The sequence below is a fragment of the Variovorax flavidus genome, from assembly GCF_030317145.1.
Lineage (GTDB): Bacteria > Pseudomonadota > Gammaproteobacteria > Burkholderiales > Burkholderiaceae_C > Variovorax > Variovorax flavidus.
The window spans coordinates 210,267-230,698 of sequence record NZ_JASZYE010000007.1; the positions used below are offsets into that span (position 1 = coordinate 210,267).

Genomic DNA, 20,432 nt, shown 5'->3' on the forward strand with positions numbered 1-20,432 from the left:
TTCATGTCATCCAGTCCGATCGCCGCCTGGCATCAGCTCGTCACGGAACGCAATGTGCGCGGGCTCGACACGCTGCTAGCGGAGGATGCCGTCTTCCTTTCGCCGGTGGTGCATACGCCGCAAGTCGGCAAGGCCGTCACCAGGGCGTACCTTGCGGCTGCGTTCCAGGTCTTCTTCAACCCGACGTTTCGCTATGTCCGGGAACTCACCGGCGATCGGGACGCCGTGCTGGAGTTCGAGGTCGAGATGGAAGGCATCAAGGTCAACGGCGTCGACATGATCAAGTGGAACGACGAAGGCCGGATCACCGAGTTCAAGGTGATGCTGCGTCCGCTGAAAGCAGTCAATCTGATCCACCAGAAGATGGCCGCGATGCTGCAGGCGAACCAGTAGGCTGGCAGGCCTGGTCACGGCCTGCGGACTGCGCCACCTTCCAGGCGCAGTTCGTGGCAGCATGGGGGTCTTGCGATCCCACCGAGGAGCAGCACCATGACCCAACACCCCATGCATGCCGCGATCTTCTGCGCCGCCCTGGTGCCGGGCGCTGCGGTGTTCGCCCAGCAGGATCTCGCTGCAGCGCAGCAACGCTACCAGCGCGCGCTGGCCTATTGCAACAACGGCACCTTGCCGCGCCCGGAGCGCGATGCGTGTGTGCGCGATGCGGGAAACGCATGGGACCGGGCCCGCGGCGGGATTTCCACCGACGACGAGGACGTGACCTCGCCCGGTGGCCGCGCAACGGTCGTCGTGCCGGACGGCTCGCCGCCGCCCTTGAGCGACTCCACGACCGTCACTTCGCCCGACGGCCGTTCGACGATCGTGCTGCCAGCCGGCGGCTCCAGGCCCTTGCCCAATCAATAGGTCTTGTAGGGCAGGAACTTGCCCGAGAGCACCACGTTCACGCGGTCGCCCTTCGGATCGGCCTGTCGCTGGATGTCCATGCTGAAGTCGATCGCGCTCATGATGCCGTCGCCGAATTCCTCGTGGATCAGTTCCTTGATCGTGGTGCCGTACACGCTCACCACTTCGTACCAGCGGTAGATCAGCGGATCGGTCGGCACCGCGGTGGGCAGCGAGCCCTTGTACGGCACGACCTGCAGCCACTTCTGCTCCTCGGCGCTGAGGCCAAAGATCTTGCCGATGACCTTGGCCTGCGCGGCGTCGAGCGTCATCTGCCCGAGGCAGGCCGCGGTGGTCCACTCCTTCGAGAGCCCCACCTTCCTGGCCACGTCGGACCACTGGATGCCCTTGGCCACCTTGACGGTGATGATCTTCTCGGTGACGTCGTTGCGATTCATGCGGATGCTCCTGTTCGCTTTGGTTGTGCAAGGATGGAAATTGAATGCGTCACGTGGCCTTGGCCCGCGTGACGAGGAAATCGACGATGTGGTTGCGCAGCGGGTAGTAGCCGTCGAGGTGATGCAGCCCCGCGCGCGTGCGCTCCTTCGGCAGCGGGTTGACCACGGTCTCGGCGATGCGTCCCGCGCGGTAGCCGGCTTCGGTCTCGGTGCCGTTGCTCATCAGCAGGATGCGGTCGGCCAGCAGGATGGCCTCGTCCACGTCGTGCGTGATCATGAAGACGGTCTGGTGCGTCTGCCGCACGATGCCCATCAACTCGTCCTGGATGGTGCCGCGCGTGAGCGCATCGAGCGCGCCGAAGGGCTCGTCGAGCAGCAGCATCTTGGGCTGGATCGAGAAGGCGCGTGCGATGCCCACGCGCTGCTTCATGCCGCCGGAGAGCTGCGAGGGCTTCTTGTCGATCGCGCCTTCGAGCCCGACCAGCGCCACGAACCGGCGCACCTGTTCGTCGACCTGCGCGGCCGGCCAGTCTGGCCAGCGCGATTGCACCGCGAAGGCGATGTTGCGGCGCACCGTGAGCCAGGGCATCAGCGCATGGCTCTGGAAGACCACGCCGCGCTCCAGGCTCGGACCGCCGATCTCGCGCCCATCCATGATGACGTGGCCTTCGGACGCGGTGTCGAGGCCCGCCAGCACATTCAGGATCGTCGTCTTGCCGCAGCCCGAGTGGCCGATGATGCAGACGAATTCGCCGCGATCGAGCGTGAAGCTCACGTCGGCGAACACCGGCTTTCCGGGCACGAAGGACTTGGACAGGCGTTCGACGCTCAGAAAGCCGGCGCTGCCGGCAGCGCTGCGCGCATTCGATGCGGGGTTGGCGACAGGCTTCATGGCAATGCCTTGGTCACTCCACATAGGTCACCTTTCGCTGGAGCCCGGCGAAGGCCATGTCCAGCAGCATGCCGACGACGCCGATCACCACGATCGCGAAGATCACATTGGTGAGCGAGAGGTTGTTCCACTCGTTCCACACGAAGTAGCCGATGCCGGTGCCGCCCACCAGCATCTCCGCCGCGACGATCACCAGCCACGCGATGCCCATGCTGATGCGCATGCCGGTGAGGATGGTCGGCGCCGCCGCCGGCAGGATCACGCGGAAGGCGCGGCGCAGCGGCTTCACCTCCAGCGTGCTCGCGACGTTGAGCCATTCGCGCTTCACCGAGGCCACGCCGAAGGCCGTGTTGAGCAGCATCGGCCACACCGAGCAGATGAAGATCACGAAGATCCCGCTCGTCGACGAGTCCTTGATGGTGTAGAGCGCCAGGGGCATCCAGGCCAGCGGCGAGATCGGCTTCAGCACCTGGATGAAGGGATCGAAAGCCTTCTGCAGCAGCGGAGACATGCCGATGACGAAGCCCAGCGGCACCGCCACCAGGCAGGCCAGCAGGAAGCCGAGCGCGACGCGGCCGAGCGACCAGGCGAGCTGGATCGCAATGCCCTTGTCGTTGGGGCCGTTGTCGTAGAACGGGTTCGACAGGTGCTTCCATGCCGTCGCGCCCATCTCCGCCGGCGTCGGAAAGCCGGCGGACTTCACCTGGCCGGGGTCCTTGCCGAGCATCTTCTGGTATTCGATCTGCTCGGCAGACATCCCGACCTGCGAGGCCGCTCCGCCCGTCGGCATGGTCGCGACCTGCCAAAGCGCCAGGAACACGAGAAAGAGCAGCACCGACAGCAATGCCGCCTTGAGGTTGAGTGCCTTGCGCACGACGTGGCTCCGCTCAGGCGGCCAGCTTGCTGATCGCGAAGCTCCGGACGTAGTCGTCCGGCTTCGTCGGATCGAACACGCGGCCCATGATGGTGAACTTCGGGAACGCGCCTTCGGGCGGCGTCTGGCCGATCTCCTTCATGTGTTTCCTGGCATCGGTGATCAGGAAGACCTTTTCGGCGAGTTGCCTGTAGTCGACCTCGCCCTTGACGTAGCCCCAACGCTTCATCTGCGTGAGCATCCACACGGCCATCGACTGCCAGGGAATGGGGTCGAAATCCACGCGGTCGGGCACGGTTCGGATGTTGCCGAGGCCATCGGCAAAGCGGCCGGTGAGCACTTGCGTCAGCACCGTCTCGGGCTGGTTGAGGTACTGCGCGGGCGCGATCACCTTGGCGATCAGCTCGCGGTTCTTCGGGTCGCGCGCCATCGCCGACGCGCTGAGCACGGCACGGTACAGCGCTGCAAAGGTGTTGGGGTTCTGCTGGATGAAGGCGCTCGACGTGCCGAAGGCGCAACAGGGATGGCCGTTCCAGATTTCCTTGGTGAGGATGTGGATGAAGCCGACCTCCTCGAACACCGCGCGCTGGTTGAAAGGGTCGGGGCCCAGGTAGCCGTCGATGTTGCCGGCGCGCAGGTTGGCGACCATCTCCGCCGGCGGCACCACACGGATCTGGATATCGGTGTCGGGGTTGAGCCCTGCTTCCGCAACGTAGTAGCGCAGCAGGAAGTTGTGCATGCTGTACTCGAAGGGCACGGCGAACTTGAAGCCCTTCCACAGCTTCGGATCGCGCTTGTCCTTGTGCTTGTTGGCGAGCGTGATGGCCTGGCCGTTGGTGTTCTGGATGGCCGCGACATTCATCGGGGTCGCGTTGGAGCCGGCGCCCATCGAGATCGCAAGCGGCATCGGCGACAGGAAATGCGTGGCGTCGTATTCCTTGTTGAGCATCTTGTCGCGGATCAGCGCCCAGCCGGCCGTCTTGACGATCTCGACGTTGAGCCCCTGCTTCTGATAGAAGCCCAGGGGGTGGGCCATGATCAGCGGCGTAGCGCAGGTGATCGGGATGAAGCCGACCTTCAGGTCCTTCTTCTCGATGGTGCCCTTCTCCTGCGCCATGGCCTGCAGCGCACCGAGCGGAAGCACCGACAGGATTGCGGCCCGCGCCGTGTGGGCACCCACTGCGCGCAGGAAGTTGCGGCGCACGCTGTCCACCGGAAACAGCGCCTTCATCAGGCTGGCTTCGAGCTTGGCGTTGGAGTCCTCGATCGCTCCGACGTGCTCGCCCGGCGCATGGTTCTGGCCGCAGGCGCAGCGCATCACCAGGGGCCGGTCGGCGTCGTAGGGATCGCAGGCTTTGGTTTCGGGCAGTCGGGACATGGTGCACCTCGTTGAAAAGATGCAGCGGCGATGCAAGGGCCGGGCCGGTTGCGCGCCTGCGCGGCCCTCGCAGGCGAAATCGTTGTGCGCCGGTCGATGCCGTGTAGGGGCAGCACTACACGACGGTCGAAGCGGCGTGGATTTCAGGTGGCCGGCGAGGCCTTGCCGCTTCGCTCGGCATACAGCGCGAGCTCGACATCGTTCTTGGTGCCGGTCTTTTCGAGGATGCGGGCGCGATACGTGCTGACCGTGTTGGGCGCAAGGCCCAGTTGCGCACCGATTTCGCTCACGGTCTGCCCCGCGGTGAGCAGCCTGAAGACCTGGTGCTCGCGGTGCGAGAGCGCCTCGGCGCCTTGCGAGGACGATTTTCCGACGGCCGCCGCCAGGGCTTCGGCCGTGGCCGCCGACACGTAGACGCCGCCGGCCGCCACCTTGCGCACCGCGCCGACCATGTCGTCCGGATCGGCGCTCTTGTTCAGATAGCCCGCAGCACCGAGCTTGATGCAGCGCACTGCGTATTGCTTCTCCGGGTAGGTGCTGAGCATCAGCACCGGCAGCGTCGGCCATTGCTTGCGCAGGGCCTGGAGCACGTCGAGGCCGTCGCGGCCGGGCAGCGCGATATCGAGCAGCACCACGTCGAGGCCCTGCGGTCCGCCGAACGCAGCGACGCATTCGACCACCTCGGGACCGGTCTGTGCCTCGGCTTGCACCACCATCTCGGGCGCGCCGTTCGAGAGGTCGCCGAGAACCTGCTTCAAGCCTTCCCGAACGATGCGATGGTCGTCGCCGATCAGCACGCGGATGACTGCGGAGGCGGTCATGGCAGCGGCAGCTCCAGACTGAAGCGGCTCCCGGCACCGGGCGTGCTCTCGATGTCGATGCGTCCGCCGAAATGCCGTGCGCGCTCGCGCATGCCCAGCACACCGTAGGCGGTACTGGCCTCGAAGGCCCGCGCCGGCGCGCCGACGCCGTCGTCGCGCACGCTGATGTGCAGCCGCGAGTCGGCGGCGTCGATGCGGATCTCGAGCCGCGCCGCCCTCGCATGGCGGCCCACGTTGCTCAGCATCTCCTGGAAGATGCGGAACACCGCGATCGCCGCCGCCTCCGGCAGTTCGACACCGGGCTCCACCTCCATGTGCCAGTCCAGCGCCAGCTCGGCCGATTGCACGAACTCGTTGGCTTGCCATTCGAGCGCGGCCCAGAGGCCCTGGTGGTCGAGGATGCTCGGCCGCAGGTCCGTGATGATGCGGCCGACGTTGTCGACCGCGCGTTCGATCAGTCCGCTCATGTTCTGGCACTTGCAGCGCATGAGCGTGCGCATGTTCTCCGCGGCCTCGGGCGTGCGTTCCTGCTGTTCGCCGAGGCGCTTGCCGATCCAGTTGACGTCCATCTTGAGCGCGACCAGCAGGCTGCCCAGTTCGTCATGCACCTCGCGCGCGATGCGCGTGCGCTCGTCCTCGCGCACCTTGTCGAGCCACGCCGAAAGCTCCCGCAATTGCGAGAGCGCGTCGCTCAGCTCACGCGTGCGTTCCTCGACGCGCAGCCCCAACTGTTCCTTGGCTTGATGCAGCGCGAGCGCCGAACGGCGGCGCTCGGTGATGTCGACAAAGGTGATGACGGCTCCGCGCACCTGGGCGCCGTCCATGATCGGATGGCTCGAATACTCGACCGCGAACGCGCTGCCATCGCGCCGCCAGAACACTTCGGTGTCGATGCGGCAAGGCAGTCCGCGGCGGAACGCATTGAAGATGGGGCAGTCGGTGTCGGCGTAGTGCGAGCCATCCGGATGCGAGTGGTGCGTGAGCTCGTGCATGTTGCGGCCCAGCACCGCGGAACGCTCATGCCCCAGCATCTCCGCGCCGGCCCGGTTGATGAACATGCAGTGGCCATCGAGGTCGATGCCGAAGATGCCTTCGCCCGTCGACTCCAGCAACAGGCCGAGCTGGTGCTGCCAGAGCGGGTGGCTGGCCGGTTTCGGCAGGACGGGTGTCTCCATGCACCCCGTGCAAGCAACACCCGTGCCGCCGCTGCGGCGCTGTACGCCCTACCCTACTTCACGACCATCAGCGTGAACGGCCACACGTAGGCCTGCAGCGTCACGAAGATGCCCACCAGGCTGGCCAGCGCGATCGAGTGGAAGAACACGTACCGCAGGATGTCGCCCTCGTGGTTGAACCAGCGCGTGGCGGTCGACGCGACCACGATCGACTGCGCGTCGATCATCTTGCCCATCACGCCGCCCGAGCTGTTGGCCGCGCCCATGAGGTTGGGCGACAGTCCGAGCTGGTCGGCCGCCACCTTCTGCATGCCGCCGAAGAGCACGTTCGATGCGGTGTCGGAACCGGTCAACGCCACGCCCAGCCAGCCCATCAGCGTGCCGAAGAAGGGGTAGAGCACACCCGTGTTGGCAAAGGCAAGGCCGAGCGTGCTGTCGAGCCCCGAGTAGCGCGTGAGCGTGCCCAGCGCGAGCATCAACGCGATGGTGAGCAGCGAGTACTTCACGAGATTGAGCGTGCGGCCATACGCAACCACCAATTGGGCGACGCTGTACTTCGCGACAAGCCCGCCGACGATGGCCGACAGCAGGATGCCGGTGCCCGTCGCCGACAGCAGCGTGAAGGCGTAGATCGCGCCCTCCTTGGTCGGCTGCGGCACCACGGGCGGCACCTTCTCGACGAGGTTGTGCAGTCCCGTGATCGGGAAGTTGGGCGCGAACAAGCCGTTGAGCCAGGCCTTCACCGGCGGCAGGCCCCAGATGAAGACGAACACGGTCATGATGGCCCATGGCGTCCAGGCGCGGATCAGTTCCTCGCGCGAATGCTGCTTCGGCTTGGCGGTCGATGCGAACGACGACGCACCGCTGTCCTGCTCGTGCCCCTTGAGCGATACCGAGCGCCAGATGGTTTTCGGGCGCCATACGCGCAGGAAGAGAATCAGCGACACCATCGAGACGATGGCCGCGATGATGTCCACCAGTTCGGGGCCGATGAAATTGGAGACGAGGTACTGGGGTACCGCAAACGACACACCGGTCACGAGGATGGCCGGCCAGATTTCCAGCATGGCCTTGCGGCCTGCGAAGGCCCAGATGAGCCAGAAGGGCACCAGCAGCGAGAAGAATGGCAACTGGCGACCGATCATCGCCGTGACTTCCATCAGGTCGTAGCCATGCACCTTGGCCAGCGTGATGACCGGCGTGCCGAGCGCGCCGAAGGCAACCGGCGCGGTGTTGGCGATCAGCGAGAGCCCCGATGCGGCAAGCGGCGAGAAGCCGAGGCCGATCAGGATCGCGGCGGTCACGGCCACCGGCGTGCCGAACCCGGCAGCGCCCTCGAAGAACGCGCCGAATGCGAACGCGATCAGCAGCAGCTGCAACCGCCTGTCTTCGGTGATGCCCGAGAGCGAATCCTGAAGCACCTTGAAGCTGCCGTTCTGCTCGGCGAGCTGCTGGAGGAAGATGATGTTCAGCACGATCCAGCCAATGGGCAGAACGCCCGTCAGGCCGCCGAGGAATGCGGCGCGTCCCGCGAGACCCACCGGCATGCCGAACGCAACGACGGCGATCAGCAGCGCACTGAGCAGGCCCAGCCCCGCTGCGAGATGTGCCTTCATATGCAGGAAGCCAAGGCACACCAGCATGACAACGACGGGAATCGCAGCCAGCGCCGTCGAGACCACCATGCTGCCGAATGGGTCGTAGACCTGTTGCCAACTCATGGATATCACCTCTTTTTCTGTATGAAGTTGTAGGAGGAAGAGCCTGCGGATAATAGGCACCACGCAACGAACAGACAACCAAGGAGCCTCTCCCCGTGCCAGACCTCTCCAAGATCACGAGCATCGAAGACCTGCGAGTCATCGCCAAGCGACGCGTGCCGCGCATGTTCTACGACTATGCGGACTCAGGGGCCTGGACCGAAGGGACCTATCGCGCCAATGAAAGCGACTTCCAGAAGATCAAGCTGCGCCAGCGCGTCGCCGTCAACATGGAAGGCCGCTCGACCCGCACGACCATGATCGGCCAGGAGGTGGCGATGCCCGTGGCCATCGCGCCCACCGGCATGACCGGCATGCAGCACGCGGATGGCGAGATCCTCGGGGCGCGCGCGGCCAAGGCCTTCGGCATCCCGTTCACGCTCTCGACCATGAGCATCTGCTCGCTGGAGGACATTGCCGAGGCCACGGGCCGCCACCCCTTCTGGTTCCAGCTCTACGTGATGCGCGACCGTGATTTCATCGAACGGCTGATCGAACGCGCGCGCGCCGCCAACGTATCCGCGCTGCAGCTCACGCTGGACCTTCAGATCCTCGGCCAGCGGCACAAGGACATCAAGAACGGCCTGACGGCCCCGCCCAAGCCGACGATCAAGAACCTGATCGACCTCGCGACCAAGCCGCGCTGGTGCATGGGCATGCTCGGCACCAAGCGCCGCACCTTCGGCAACATCGCGGGCCATGCCAAGGATGTGAAAGACCTGTCCTCGCTCTCGTCATGGACCGCCGAGCAGTTCGACCCGACGCTGAGCTGGGCCGACGTCGAATGGATCAAGAAGCTCTGGGGCGGCAAGCTGATCCTCAAGGGCATCATGGACGTCGAGGACGCACGCCTCGCGGCGGCCAGCGGCGCCGATGCGCTGATCGTCTCCAACCATGGCGGCCGCCAGCTCGACGGCGCGCCCTCTTCCATCGCCGCGCTGCCGGCCATTGCCGAGGCGGTGGGCACAGAGATCGAAGTCTGGATGGACGGCGGCATCCGCAGCGGCCAGGACGTGCTCAAGGCCCGCGCGCTGGGCGCACACGGCACGATGATCGGCCGCAGCTTCCTCTATGCGCTGGGTGCCTTCGGCGAGGCTGGCGTGACGCGCGCCTTGCAGATCATCCACAAGGAACTCGACATCACGATGGCCTTCTGCGGCCGCACGAACATCGACGAGGTCGATTCGAGCATCCTGCTGCCCGGCACGTTCTGAGCCCTTCCGAGCGTTTTTTTCGCGCATATCGCGGCGCCGGCTGACAACGCCGGCGCCTGCGGCGCGGCAGTATATTCGGCGCCCCTACAACACTTAGACAGCCAGAGAGGCGCCTTTTCAATGAGCACAGTCACGTCCGCCGCGGGGTCGATACCCGGCGATTCCGCCCCATCCCATCGGCCCTACACCAGCGAAGAGAAGCGGCATCGCATCTTCGCGATCATGGCGGCTTCCTCGGGCAACCTGGTCGAGTGGTTCGACTTCTACGTCTACGCCTTCAGCGCGCTGTACTTCGCGCCCTCGTTCTTTCCCAAGTCCGACCCGACCGCGCAATTGCTCAACACGGCGGGCGTGTTCGCCGCCGGCTTCCTGATGCGGCCCATCGGCGGCTGGCTCTTCGGGCGCGTGGCCGACAGGTACGGGCGCAGGACGTCGATGCTGATCTCGGTCACGATGATGTGCGCCGGCTCGCTCGCCATTGCCTGCCTTCCCACCTACGCGGCCATCGGCGCGTGGGCGCCCTTCCTGCTGCTGGTGTGCCGCCTGTTCCAGGGCCTCTCGGTGGGCGGCGAATACGGCACCACGGCCACCTACATGAGCGAGGTGGCCTTGCGCGGGCAGCGCGGCTTCTTCTCGTCGTTCCAGTACGTGACGCTGATCGGCGGCCAACTGCTGGCGGTGCTGGTGATCGTGATCCTCGAGCAATTGCTGAGCGAAGCCGAGCTCAAGGCCTGGGGCTGGCGCATTCCCTTCGTGATCGGCGCCATCGCGGCCGTGGTCGCGCTCTTCCTGCGCCGCACGCTGCACGAGACACAGACCGCGGAGTCGCGCGCCAACAAGGAGGCCGGCAGCCTCGCCGGTCTCTTCCGGCATCACAAGGCCGCGTTCTTCACGGTGCTGGGCTACACGGCCGGCGGCTCGCTGATCTTCTACACCTTCACGACCTACATGCAGAAGTACCTGGTCAACACGGTGGGCTTGCCGATCAAGACCACGAGCTACGTGATGACCTGCGCGCTGTTCGTCTACATGTGCATGCAGCCGGTGTTCGGCGCGCTGTCCGACCGCATCGGGCGGCGCAACAACATGCTGCTGTTCGGTGGCCTGGGGGCCCTGATGACGGTGCCGATCCTCACGTTGCTCCAGGGCGTCACGAGCCCCGTGGTCGCTTTCCTGCTGATCATCCTGGCGCTCGCGATCGTGAGCTTCTACACCTCCATCAGCGGCATCGTGAAGGCCGAGATGTTCCCGCCCGAGGTGCGCGCGCTCGGCGTGGGCCTTGCCTATGCGGTGGCCAATGCGATCTTCGGCGGCTCTGCCGAGTACGTGGCGCTGGGCCTCAAGTCTCTGGGCCACGAGTCGGCGTTCTACTGGTACGTGACCGGCATGATGGTGCTGGCCTTCCTCGTGGCCTTGCGCCTGCCGCGCCAGGCGAGCTACCTGCACCACGATCACTGAGCCCCTGGCTCATGGAGATTTGTGATCGCCCTGCTTGAGCAAGTCGTGGTGGATCGCAAATGCGGCCGCCTCCGTGCGGTTCGCCGATCGCGTCTTGCTCAGGATGCTGCGTACATGGTTCGCGACCGTGTTGGGGCTGACGAAGAGTTCCCTCGCGATCTGCCGGTTGCCCTTGCCGACGGCCACGAGGCGCAGCACCTGGGCTTCGCGACCGCTCAAGCCGGCCGGGTAGTGCGCGACGGCCGTGGCGTCGAGGACCGCGCGACAGGCATCGATGCGCGCTGACAGCGCGCGCATGTCGAGCGCGGCGGCTTCGGCCGCGGCCTCTTCGAGCTGTGCGATGGCTGTTTCGCGGTCGCCGGCGGCATCGCGGGCCAGCAGCATCTGCGCGTAGCCGTAACGCGCCTGCACCAGGGCCGGCCGTGCGTTCTGCCTTTCGTTCAATTCCAGTGCGACCCGGAAGTGCGCCTCGGCTTCGCTCCACTGCCGCATCGTGGCGGCCAGCATGCCTAGGAAGGCATCGGCGGCGCCGAAGGATGCGATGGAGGTGCCCACCAGAAGATTGCGGCCACGCCAGGGCTCGAGCAACCCGTACAGCTCCACCGCACGCGCCGCATCGCCCAAGGCCGCGCAGACCTGCGCAAGGTAGGCCAGGCTCGCCAGCCAGACGCCGTCGCGCGGGAATGACTGGAAGCGGTCGTTCGCCAGCACCTCGAATTCGGCCCGTGCGTCGTCGAGCTGCCCCAGCTCGACATAGATCAACGCGAGCCCCGGCCGCCACACGTTGGACTGCGCGTTCTGCTGCACGAAGTGGCGCACCAGCGGCGCGACCTCCTGCAGGCGGCCCTGTTCGCGACGCAGCGTGAACATCTGCACACCGTAGACGCCAGCGGCGTCCAGACCAGGCATGCGGTCGCCGATCTCGAAGGTGCGCTTCGCGAAACGCTCGGCGTCGTCAAAGCGGCCTTCGAACAAGGCGTGCAAGGTGCGCGACGACGATGCGACATACAGGAAGAAGGGTTGCCGCAACTCGTCGGCGCCTCGCAAATAGGCGTCGAGGTGCTCGTGCCAGGTGGCCATGTCGCCCAGTTCGAAGGCGTCGAACATGCGCCAGGCGAGCGCCGAGAACAACAGGAAACGGTCGCCCTGCTGCCTCGCGATCTGGATGGCCTCATCGGCGCTCGCCATCCGGTCGGTGATGCGATCGGGCTGCCAGCGGGCCGAGAGCGTGGCGAGCAGGGTCGTCGCGAGCGTGCCGGCGTCGCCGGCGCGGCGGGCCACGGTGACGGCCTCCTCGTGCACCTTCATCGCCTGCGTCTCCTCGCCGCTGAAGATCAGTGCGCGCGCCAGGGCACTGAGCAACTGCGCTTTCATCACCCGGTCTTCCGCGCCGAGCGCATTGAGCGCATCGCGAAGCATCCTTGCCGCCGAGAAGCCAGGCAGACCCGGGCACCAGCTCGCCATCTCGAAGCCGAGGGCGGCACGTGCCAGCTCGTGCGACGAGTCGAGCTGCATGCTCGTCCGCGCGGCCTGGTCGAATACCTCGCGCGCCTGGAGGTATTCGCCGGCGCGCGTGTGGGCTTCCCCGAGCGAATTCAGCACCCGGCAGCGCGCGAGCGCGTCACCACCGCGGCCAACGTCCATCGCCTGCAGCGCGAGCCGGTAGTAACGCGCCGCTTCCTCATGCGCCAGCAGGGCGTCGGAACTCTCGGCGGCCTGCTGGGCGTAGTGGCTCGCGCGCGCCGCGTCGCCGCCCGGGAGCGCTGCCCAGTAGTGGTAGGCCAGTGCAGGCAGATGGAGTTCGGAATCTTCGCCATGGATGTCCTCGATCGCACGGCCGACCTTCAGGTGCAGGCGGCTGCGGCGCGGCGGTGGGATCTCGTCGTACAGGGTCTCGCGGAACAGCGCGTGGCCGAAGTGATAGCGGCCCGGCCCATCGATGGCTTCGATGACCCGGGATTGCATTGCCTCTTCGAGTGCATCGATGCAGGCGTCTTCCTCCACGTCCTCGACGATGCGGACCAACAGGCCGATGTCGAACGCCCGGCCGATCACCGACGCGCAGGCCAGCACCTGGTTGGCCATCGGCGACAGGCGGTTCAACCGCCGCCCGATCACCTCGCGCACCCCTTCCGGGATGCGCCGCAGACCGCCGACGGCCAGCAAGGCGGCACCGCCACGCGGGCCTTCGCCAAGCACCTGTTCCTGGATGAGCAGGCGCGTCATCTCGGCCACGAAGAGCGGGTTGCCTTCGGTCTGCCGGTGGACGGCGTCGGCGAGCGCGGGGGGCACGGCACCGCCACCGGCCAGCATCATCATGCGCACCGTCTCGTCGCGGGCGAGGCCGGTCAATCGCAAGCGCTCGAAGCCCTGGTGCCGTGCGAGTTCCCCCAGCGTGCTCGACAGCGGATGTTGTCGCGACAACTCGATGTCGCGATAGGTGATCACGAGCAGGATGTGGCTGGCCTGCAGATCCGGTGCGATGAATTCGAGCAGGCGCAAGGACGATGCGTCGGCCCAATGGACGTTGTCGAGCACCAGCAGCAGGGGCTGCTCCGCGGCGGCGCGCTTCCAGAAGCCGGCCACTGCGTCGAACAGGCGAAAGCGCGTCTGCGCGGGATCGATCGCCGGCAATGCCAGGGCGCCCGCTGGCATCCGCTGGGCGAGGTTGGGCAGGATCTCGGCCAAGGCCGACTCGTCATGGCCCAGGACGCGCCGCACGGCCTCGTCGTCGTGCGTTTCGATCCAGCCTCGCAGCAGTTGCAGCCAGGGCCAGTACGGCGGAGCGCCGGGCTCTTCATTGCAGCGCCCCCAGAGGATCTGCATGCCGAGTGCGGCAGCGCGCTGCGCGAGGACCTGCGCGGTGTGCGACTTGCCGATGCCAGGCTCGCCGGCGAGCGCCGCCGTGCCGCCCGTGCCGCTCAGGGCGCGCGCCAGTCCTCTTTCGAGTGCGGCAAGTTCGCGCTCGCGGCCGACGAATCGTTCGGTCGAAGTCCGCGGGGTGTCGTCGTTGGCCGCCACGGCGGGGGCCACCGCCTGGAGCGCCGAGCCGCAGCCATCGCAGAAAGCGGCATCGGCCCGGTTCTCGCGGCCGCATCGGGCACATTGCACGGCGGGTCCTCCGGTTCCCCTGCGCGCAACGCCGCTACACGACGGCTTCGGGACGGATCTGGCTGACTTCGATCACCACGTCCGCAGGCAGCCGTGCCAGGCGTGCAGCTGTGCGAATTTCTTCGGGGCTGGGCGCCTCGTAGAGGCAGTAGGTCTTCTTGCGATCCGCGGAAAGAAAGGAGAACAACCAGTTCACGCCGACATCGGCGTTGATGCGCTGGATGTTCGCGACGTCTGCCGCCGCGATCTCCAGCTCTTCCGCGTATTGGCGCTCGATAAGGAACAGTGCCATGGCCCTCTCCTGTCCAGCAGGGCAGCGATGGGCCCCGGGCAGAAGATTGGGCGACAAATCCGCCGCACGGTCAACGTGCGCGGCAGCATAGTCAATTCTGACCATTCGACGGCGTGCGCCACACCTCGAAAAATGATCAGTCCGGTGGATCGTCAAGACGTCGGTGGCTTCCTAGACTTTGCTCACTTCCAAGGAGTGGTCATGTTCAACGAAGCCCATCTCGATGCCTACAAGGCGCAATTGCGCGGCACTTTGATCCAGCCGGACGACGCCGCCTACGACGAGGCCCGCAAGGTCTACAACGCCATGATCGACAAGCGCCCGCGCCTGATCGCGCGCTGCGCCGACGTGGCGGACGTGATCGCGTCGGTCAACTTCGCCCGCGACAACCAGTTGCTGCTGGCCGTGCGCGGTGGCGGACACAACGGCGGCGGCCTCGGCACCTGCGACGACGGCCTGGTGATCGACCTCTCCGGATTGCGCGGCCTGCGTGTCGACCCGAAGGCCCACACCGTGCGGGCCGAGGGCGGCTGCACCTGGGGGGACGTCGACCATGCGACGCATGCCTTCGGCATGGCGACGCCGGCCGGCATCATCTCCACCACGGGTGTGGGGGGCCTCACGCTGGGCGGCGGCATCGGGCACCTGTCGCGGCGCTTCGGATTGACGATCGACAACCTACTGGGCGTCGACATGGTGCTCGCCGACGGGAGCTTCGTCACCGCCAACGCCAAGGACAACCCTGACCTGTTCTGGGCCGTGCGCGGCGGCGGCGGCAACTTCGGCGTGGTGACTTCCTTCGAGTACCGCCTGCACCCTCTCAGCACCGTGGTGGCCGGTCCGACCTTGTGGCCGATGGAGCGCTCTGCCGAAGTGTTCAAGTGGTATCGCGATTTCATCGGCAAGGCGCCCACCGAGCTGAACGGCTTCTTCGCCTTCCTCACGGTGCCGCCTGGCCCGCCTTTCCCGGAGGAGTTGCACCTGAAGAAGATGTGCGGGGTGGTCTGGTGCTACAGCGGAGATCCGGCGCAGGCCGAGGAGGCGCTCGCGCCAGTGCGGGCGATGAACCCTGCGCTGTACGGCGTCGGGCCGATGCCGTATCCGATGCTGCAGAGCGCCTTCGATGCCCTGTACCCACCCGGACACCAGTGGTACTGGCGCGCGGATTTCGTGAACGAGTTGCCCGACGAAGCGATCGGGCTGCACGTGGAGTACGGCGCGCAGCTGCCGACGATGCAATCGTCGATGCACCTGTACCCGATCGACGGCGCCGTTCAGCGTGTCGGACGCAAGGACACGCCGTTCAGCTACCGCGATGCGCGGTGGGCTTCGGTGATCGTCGGTGTGGACCCCGACCCCGCGAACCGCGACCGCATCACCGACTGGTGCAAGAACTACTGGGACGCGCTGCATCCCTACTCGGCTGGCGGCGCGTACATCAACTTCATGATGGACGAGGGGGAGGACCGCGTGAAGGCCACCTACCGCGAGCACTACGACAGGCTGGCGGCGATCAAGCGGCAGTACGACCCGGGCAATCTGTTCCGCGTGAACCAGAACATCCGGCCGACGGCAGCCGCCTGAGCCGCACGCAGCGCGGCGTCAGGCCTCGGCTTCCCACAGCGTGGGATAGCGCCGGACGAAGCCGTCCGACGTGACTTCGAGCATCGCCGCGTAGTCGAAGCGCGGCGCGGTGTACCAGTACTCGGCCTCGCCGCGCCGCTCGTAGTGCTGCTTGAGTTCGGTCAGGCTGCTGGTGTCGAGGTCGAGCCATGCGGCCGGGGCGTCGGACGCCTCGCCCGTGGCAAGGTGCAATCGACGCAGCGCCAGCAGGTTGGTCGCTGGCGTGAAGCCGAGATCGAGGTCGACGCAGTGCCCCAGCTCAGGCACCGCCTCATCGTTGAGCTTCCAGCCGCCATGCGCATCGCGCACGATGGACAAGTCGATCGCCTCGTTGCCGAGCCAGCCGCGAACCGTTCCCCATTGGGTGTGCCAGGCGCGGTCGCAGCGCACCCGATAGTGGAGTTGGGCGATGCGGCCGTCCTCGTTGCGAAACGCCGCGGCGCCGTCGATCTGCCAGTTTTCGCCGTTGCGATCAAGACGGCACACATCATGACCGGGGGTGCCGAGCCGGCGCCAGAGCATGAATGCGATGGTCTGCATACGCTGGATGATGGCACCGGGCACCTGCGATGCGCAAGCCTGGATTGCATCCGCGCGCGGTCTGCTCAGGTCAGGAGCGTCATGAGCGCGTAAAGATTGGCTGCGCAGACCATGCCGAAGATCGTCCACGCCGCGCGCCGCACCAAAGGCGTGTTGGTGAAAGGCCCCATTTGAGTGCGGTCGGCACACCACGCCCGCCAGCGCCATGATCGCGGCATTGATCATCAGCGCAATCGCCCGCGAACCCCGTCCAGCGTGCGTCAGACGACAATACCGGCCGTGACATCCGCACCGATTCGCCGCATCGCCCACCTCGACATGGATGCTTTCTACGCATCGGTCGAACTGCTGCGCTACCCGCAACTCAAGGGCCTGCCGGTGGTGATCGGTGGCGGACGCCGCAAGGTCGACGAAGCCATACGCGAGCTGCCTGAAGGCGCGACGCTGGCGGACATTCCGGTCGAGGCGTTTCCGCTGCTCAAGGACTATGCGGGGCGGGGCGTGATCACGACTGCGACGTACCCGGCGCGCCAGTTCGGCGTCGGCTCCGCGATGGGGCTCATGAAGGCCGCGAAGCTGTGCCCGCAGGCCATCATCCTGCCGGTGGATTTCGACGAGTACCGGAAGTTCTCACGCCGCTTCAAGCAGGTCATCACCGAGATCGCGCCGGTCATGGAAGACCGGGGCGTCGACGAGGTGTACATCGATTTCACCGACGTGCCAGGTGGCCAGCGCGAAGGCGGGCGCGTGTTGGCGCGGCTCATCCAGAAGTCGATCCTCGATGCGACCGGGCTCACCTGCTCGATCGGCGTCGCACCCAACAAGCTGCTGGCCAAGATGGCGAGCGAGTTCGACAAGCCCAATGGCATCTCGGTGGTGTTCGAGGACGATCTTCAGTCGCGCATATGGCCGCTGCCATGCCGCAAGGTCAACGGCATCGGCCCGAAGGCGGACGAGAAGCTGCAGCGCCATGAGATCCGGACCATCGGTGAACTCGCGGCGCGCGATCGTGAATGGCTGGTCGCGAACTTCGGCAAGGCCACCGGTGCCTGGATGCATGAAGTCGCCTGGGGGCGCGACAGCCGGCCGGTCGTCACCGAGAGCGAGCCCGTCTCGATGAGCCGCGAGACGACCTTCGACCGCGACCTGCAGGCGGTGCGAGACCGTGCCGAGCTGGGCGCCATCTTCACGCACCTGTGCGAGAAAGTGGCCGAGGATCTGCAGCGCAAGGGCTACGTCGGCAAGACGATCGGCATCAAGCTGCGCTACGACGACTTCAAGATCGCGACGCGCGACCAGACCATCGATCACTTCACCGCTGACGCCAAGGCGATCCGGCAGATTGCGGGTCGATGCCTCAAACGGGTGCCACTGGAGCGGCCGCTGCGTCTGCTCGGAGTACGCGTGGGCGCGCTGGCCAAGGTAGGCGATGCGGCCGCGGTCGCTGTGGATCAGCCGAAGGCCGGCAGCCGTCGCCGGGCGCTGGACGATGCGGGGTCGGCAGCCCAGACTGCCTCACTCTTCTAGCGCCGCTTCAACGCGCCGGCACGCCGCCCTGCCATTGCGGCCAGTTGACGACGATGTGATCGACCACGCGGCTGCCGACCAACTCGATGTTCTGCACGGTCTCGGCAAAGCCGCCGGCGGTTTCGCCGGGTGCCGGGTCCAGATGCTGCAGCGTGGTCTCGCGCGGATTGCCCTGGTCGAAGTTGACGGCGCCGCGCAGGCTCATCACGCGGTCGGTGCCGTGTGTGCGCTTGATGACGAGGGTGATCGCAGCGGCTTCCATTTCGGTGATGACGTAGTCGTCGGCGCCGTAGAGTTTGGCGATGTACTGCGCCTGATTCGACATGCCGGGGCCGTGGAAGAAAGTGTCTCCCGTCATGTGCGTCCCCGTGCCCACGAAAGGCGCGCGCCGGGCGGCAGCCTGCGGGTAACGCATGCGGTAGTTGCGCGCCGAGTCCGCATCCTTCAGTGGCGTGTCGGCCGACAGCTTCATGGCCCAGGCGACGAGTTCAGGGTTGAGCTTGAAGCGCCGGTACTCCTCGTAGCCCTTGCGCGGCATGAAGGTCGGCTCGCCGGCCTTGTTTTCCTCCGGCGCCCAGCGGTGGCCGAGGTCGTAGTCCACGAGCCAGGTGGCCCAGCTGACCTCGCCAATCGTGCCGCGCGAAGGCGGCGTGCCGGCCACGCCCGAGATCACGTAGTAGGCCTTGGAGAAATCGAAGTTCGGATTCAGCAGGATCGCCTGCATCGACGACGACGAGTTGACCTTGCCCATGCCGAGCACCGCGCCACAAACACCGTCGGAGTTGCAGTACACGGGCGACAGCGCGCCGGGCACCGTGATCGGCGTTGCGCCCTTCCAGTAACGCTCGTACCAGTGCTGGAATTCGCCAGCGCGATCGCCGGTGTTCTGGCCGATCTCGAACATGGCGGCCACGAACACTTTGACCTTGACGGGCTCTGCGACTTTCGGCGCCGAGGTCGACGCGCAACCGGTGGCGAGCGCGACGACGGCGGGCAGCGCCAACCAACGGGCGCGAGTGGACCAGACTGGAAACATGGGATTCTCCGAAGAAATGGGGGGAAGGGACGTCGACGCAAGTGCACCACGCACCGGCAACGTTTGTGGCGTCCTACACCGGCGCGGATCCGGTGCCATCACGCTGTGACGCATCTCCTGCTGCGCCCTGTGCGCGATTGTCGCAAACCTCATGCCCATTTCGAGTCAACGTCCTGCTCCACTTGCCAACGGACTTGTCTACGTCGATTGCGCCATGCCAGGATGGCAGCGGGTGAAGCGAGGCGCGGCATTTCGGTACCGTGATTCCGACGGCGGGTGGATACGGGATGTCGACGAGCTTTCCCGGATCCGGCAACTGGCGATCCCACCGGCTTACCGTGACGTCTGGATCTGCCCGTTGGCAAACGGCCATCTGCAAGCGACCGGCCTCGATGCAAGGGGCCGGAAGCAATACCGCTACCACTCGGATTGGCGCGCGTTGAAGGACGAAAGCAAATTCGACCGGCTCGAGGCTTTCGGGCGCGCACTACCCAAGATTCGCAGGCGTGTCGCGCGTGATTTGCGATCAGGACCGCGCGCCCCTTTGGACCGCAAGGTGGTGCTGGCGACGCTGGTGCGCCTGCTCGACACAACCTTCCTCCGGGTGGGGAACGAGGAATATGCGAGCAGCAATGGCTCGTATGGACTCACGACCCTCCGCAACCGACATGCCGACGTGCGGGGAGCGGCGCTGAAACTGCGTTTCCGCGGCAAGAGCGGCGTGATGCACGAAGCGAGAGTCAGCGACCCGCGCATCTCTAAGGTGGTCCGCCGGTGCCAGCAACTGCCGGGGCAAGAACTCTTCCAGTATCAGAACGAAGACGGCGAAGTGCGCGGAATCTCTTCAACTGATGTGAATGGCTACTTACGTGAAATCGCAGATGCAGACTTCACTGCGAAGGACTTCCGAACATGGCATGGCACTACTCAGGCACTTGAGTTGACGCGCCTGGCCTGCGATGGCGGCAGCGAAACAAGCGGAAGTTCGAACCCCGTGCGATACAGCGCAAAGGAAATACTGGGTGCGGTGGCAGCTCAGCTCGGCAACACGCCTGCCGTCTGCAAGAAGGCATATGTACATCCAGCCGTCCTCGCGCTCGGCGCCACTCTTGCGGACGATGCCGAGGTCATGAACGGCATCTGGGCAAAGATCTCCCGCGGCGCGCCGAGCACGCGCAATCTGCGCGCGGCGGAAGGGCGGTTGTTGGCGTTTCTGCGCCAGCATCGGCTTGGGGCGGGCCGCACGACAAAGAGCCTCTCGGCAGCGAAAACGTCCAAATAGGCAGCTATTTCCGCCCCATGCCGCACGCGATTCAAACGCCGAACGCAAAAAAGCCCAGCCTTTGTGGGGCTGGGCTTTTCTGGGCTGTAAGAGCCTGACGATGACCTACTTTCACACGGGAACCCGCACTATCATCGGCGCTGAGGCGTTT

The 20,432-nt window shown here is 66.0% G+C and carries 18 protein-coding genes; 7 read left to right on the forward strand and 11 right to left on the reverse strand.

The window, feature by feature from the left end; translation table 11 throughout:
* The first annotated feature begins 3 nt into the window (after window positions 1-3).
* Complete coding sequence (locus tag QTH90_RS25925) at window positions 4-393, forward strand: nuclear transport factor 2 family protein (protein WP_286667432.1); 390 nt, start codon at window positions 4-6, stop codon at window positions 391-393.
* A gap of 96 nt (window positions 394-489) precedes the next feature.
* Window positions 490-861 carry a hypothetical protein gene (locus QTH90_RS25930; RefSeq protein WP_286667433.1) on the forward strand — a complete coding sequence of 124 codons (372 nt, stop codon included), beginning with the start codon at window positions 490-492 and terminating at the stop codon, window positions 859-861.
* On the opposite strand, the gene cynS is transcribed toward QTH90_RS25930, so the two are convergent.
* The 7 genes from cynS to QTH90_RS25965 form a co-directional block, all read right to left on the reverse strand.
* Window positions 855-1,298, reverse strand: coding sequence for a cyanase (gene cynS / locus QTH90_RS25935; RefSeq protein WP_286667434.1), 444 nt, complete (start codon window positions 1,296-1,298; stop codon window positions 855-857). The genes QTH90_RS25930 and cynS overlap by 7 nt on opposite strands.
* Before the next feature lie 49 nt (window positions 1,299-1,347).
* On the reverse strand, window positions 1,348-2,214 hold the full coding sequence (locus QTH90_RS25940; protein ID WP_444814762.1) for an ABC transporter ATP-binding protein: 867 nt from the start codon (window positions 2,212-2,214) through the stop codon (window positions 1,348-1,350).
* On the reverse strand, window positions 2,204-3,064 hold the full coding sequence (gene ntrB / locus QTH90_RS25945; protein WP_286667436.1) for a nitrate ABC transporter permease: 861 nt from the start codon (window positions 3,062-3,064) through the stop codon (window positions 2,204-2,206). The genes QTH90_RS25940 and ntrB overlap by 11 nt, the downstream gene beginning before the upstream one ends.
* A 13-nt stretch (window positions 3,065-3,077) precedes the next feature.
* Entirely contained in the window at window positions 3,078-4,442 is a 1,365-nt protein-coding gene (locus QTH90_RS25950; RefSeq protein WP_286667437.1) for a CmpA/NrtA family ABC transporter substrate-binding protein, read from the reverse strand.
* Between the two features lie 143 nt (window positions 4,443-4,585).
* Entirely contained in the window at window positions 4,586-5,263 is a 678-nt protein-coding gene (locus QTH90_RS25955; RefSeq protein ID WP_286667438.1) for a response regulator, read from the reverse strand.
* Entirely contained in the window at window positions 5,260-6,438 is a 1,179-nt protein-coding gene (locus tag QTH90_RS25960) for a sensor histidine kinase (RefSeq protein ID WP_286667439.1), read from the reverse strand. The genes QTH90_RS25955 and QTH90_RS25960 overlap by 4 nt, the downstream gene beginning before the upstream one ends.
* A 53-nt stretch (window positions 6,439-6,491) precedes the next feature.
* Window positions 6,492-8,159, reverse strand: coding sequence for an L-lactate permease (locus tag QTH90_RS25965; protein ID WP_286667440.1), 1,668 nt, complete (start codon window positions 8,157-8,159; stop codon window positions 6,492-6,494).
* 95 nt (window positions 8,160-8,254) lie between these two features.
* Here QTH90_RS25965 and QTH90_RS25970 point away from each other — a divergent pair, with 95 nt between their 5' ends.
* Both QTH90_RS25970 and QTH90_RS25975 read left to right on the forward strand, forming a co-directional pair.
* Window positions 8,255-9,412 (forward strand): alpha-hydroxy acid oxidase, encoded by a 1,158-nt coding sequence (locus QTH90_RS25970; protein WP_286667441.1) that lies wholly within the window; start codon window positions 8,255-8,257, stop codon window positions 9,410-9,412.
* A 120-nt stretch (window positions 9,413-9,532) separates the two neighbouring features.
* Window positions 9,533-10,870, forward strand: a complete 1,338-nt coding sequence (locus QTH90_RS25975) for an MFS family transporter (protein WP_286667442.1) — start codon at window positions 9,533-9,535, stop codon at window positions 10,868-10,870.
* Window positions 10,871-10,879: 9 nt separating this feature from the next.
* Here the strand turns inward: QTH90_RS25975 and QTH90_RS25980 are convergent, their stop codons facing one another.
* Window positions 10,880-13,981: a helix-turn-helix transcriptional regulator gene (locus tag QTH90_RS25980; protein ID WP_286667443.1), complete on the reverse strand. Its 3,102-nt coding sequence runs from the start codon at window positions 13,979-13,981 to the stop codon at window positions 10,880-10,882.
* A gap of 34 nt (window positions 13,982-14,015) precedes the next feature.
* The gene (locus tag QTH90_RS25985; RefSeq protein ID WP_286667444.1) at window positions 14,016-14,273 is read right to left on the reverse strand and encodes a DUF4242 domain-containing protein; all 258 of its coding nucleotides are present in this window, start codon (window positions 14,271-14,273) and stop codon (window positions 14,016-14,018) included.
* Between the two features lie 201 nt (window positions 14,274-14,474).
* On the opposite strand from QTH90_RS25985, the gene QTH90_RS25990 reads away from it, so the two are divergent.
* On the forward strand, window positions 14,475-15,857 hold the full coding sequence (locus QTH90_RS25990) for an FAD-binding oxidoreductase (RefSeq protein WP_286667445.1): 1,383 nt from the start codon (window positions 14,475-14,477) through the stop codon (window positions 15,855-15,857).
* 18 nt (window positions 15,858-15,875) lie between these two features.
* On the opposite strand, the gene QTH90_RS25995 is transcribed toward QTH90_RS25990, so the two are convergent.
* Window positions 15,876-16,661 (reverse strand): putative glycolipid-binding domain-containing protein, encoded by a 786-nt coding sequence (locus tag QTH90_RS25995; RefSeq protein WP_286667446.1) that lies wholly within the window; start codon window positions 16,659-16,661, stop codon window positions 15,876-15,878.
* Between the two features lie 93 nt (window positions 16,662-16,754).
* On the opposite strand from QTH90_RS25995, the gene QTH90_RS26000 reads away from it, so the two are divergent.
* Window positions 16,755-17,963 (forward strand): Y-family DNA polymerase, encoded by a 1,209-nt coding sequence (locus QTH90_RS26000; RefSeq protein ID WP_286667460.1) that lies wholly within the window; start codon window positions 16,755-16,757, stop codon window positions 17,961-17,963.
* A 7-nt stretch (window positions 17,964-17,970) separates the two neighbouring features.
* On the opposite strand, the gene QTH90_RS26005 is transcribed toward QTH90_RS26000, so the two are convergent.
* On the reverse strand, window positions 17,971-18,999 hold the full coding sequence (locus tag QTH90_RS26005) for a purine-nucleoside phosphorylase (protein WP_286667447.1): 1,029 nt from the start codon (window positions 18,997-18,999) through the stop codon (window positions 17,971-17,973).
* 214 nt (window positions 19,000-19,213) lie between these two features.
* Here QTH90_RS26005 and QTH90_RS26010 point away from each other — a divergent pair, with 214 nt between their 5' ends.
* Entirely contained in the window at window positions 19,214-20,281 is a 1,068-nt protein-coding gene (locus tag QTH90_RS26010; protein WP_286667448.1) for a DNA topoisomerase IB, read from the forward strand.
* Window positions 20,282-20,432: the final 151 nt, after the last annotated feature.

Coding starts and splice junctions, on each gene's coding strand:
- QTH90_RS25925 (WP_286667432.1), top strand. CDS start 4: ATGTCATCCAGTCCGATCGCCGCCTGGCATCAGCTCGTCACGGAACGC.
- QTH90_RS25930 (WP_286667433.1), top strand. CDS start 490: ATGACCCAACACCCCATGCATGCCGCGATCTTCTGCGCCGCCCTGGTG.
- cynS (WP_286667434.1), bottom strand. CDS start 1,298: ATGAATCGCAACGACGTCACCGAGAAGATCATCACCGTCAAGGTGGCC.
- QTH90_RS25940 (WP_444814762.1), bottom strand. CDS start 2,214: ATGTGGAGTGACCAAGGCATTGCCATGAAGCCTGTCGCCAACCCCGCA.
- QTH90_RS25950 (WP_286667437.1), bottom strand. CDS start 4,442: ATGTCCCGACTGCCCGAAACCAAAGCCTGCGATCCCTACGACGCCGAC.
- QTH90_RS25955 (WP_286667438.1), bottom strand. CDS start 5,263: ATGACCGCCTCCGCAGTCATCCGCGTGCTGATCGGCGACGACCATCGC.
- QTH90_RS25960 (WP_286667439.1), bottom strand. CDS start 6,438: ATGGAGACACCCGTCCTGCCGAAACCGGCCAGCCACCCGCTCTGGCAG.
- QTH90_RS25965 (WP_286667440.1), bottom strand. CDS start 8,159: ATGAGTTGGCAACAGGTCTACGACCCATTCGGCAGCATGGTGGTCTCG.
- QTH90_RS25975 (WP_286667442.1), top strand. CDS start 9,533: ATGAGCACAGTCACGTCCGCCGCGGGGTCGATACCCGGCGATTCCGCC.
- QTH90_RS25985 (WP_286667444.1), bottom strand. CDS start 14,273: ATGGCACTGTTCCTTATCGAGCGCCAATACGCGGAAGAGCTGGAGATC.
- QTH90_RS25990 (WP_286667445.1), top strand. CDS start 14,475: ATGTTCAACGAAGCCCATCTCGATGCCTACAAGGCGCAATTGCGCGGC.
- QTH90_RS25995 (WP_286667446.1), bottom strand. CDS start 16,661: ATGATCAATGCCGCGATCATGGCGCTGGCGGGCGTGGTGTGCCGACCG.
- QTH90_RS26000 (WP_286667460.1), top strand. CDS start 16,755: ATGGATGCTTTCTACGCATCGGTCGAACTGCTGCGCTACCCGCAACTC.
- QTH90_RS26005 (WP_286667447.1), bottom strand. CDS start 18,999: ATGTTTCCAGTCTGGTCCACTCGCGCCCGTTGGTTGGCGCTGCCCGCC.
- QTH90_RS26010 (WP_286667448.1), top strand. CDS start 19,214: ATGCCAGGATGGCAGCGGGTGAAGCGAGGCGCGGCATTTCGGTACCGT.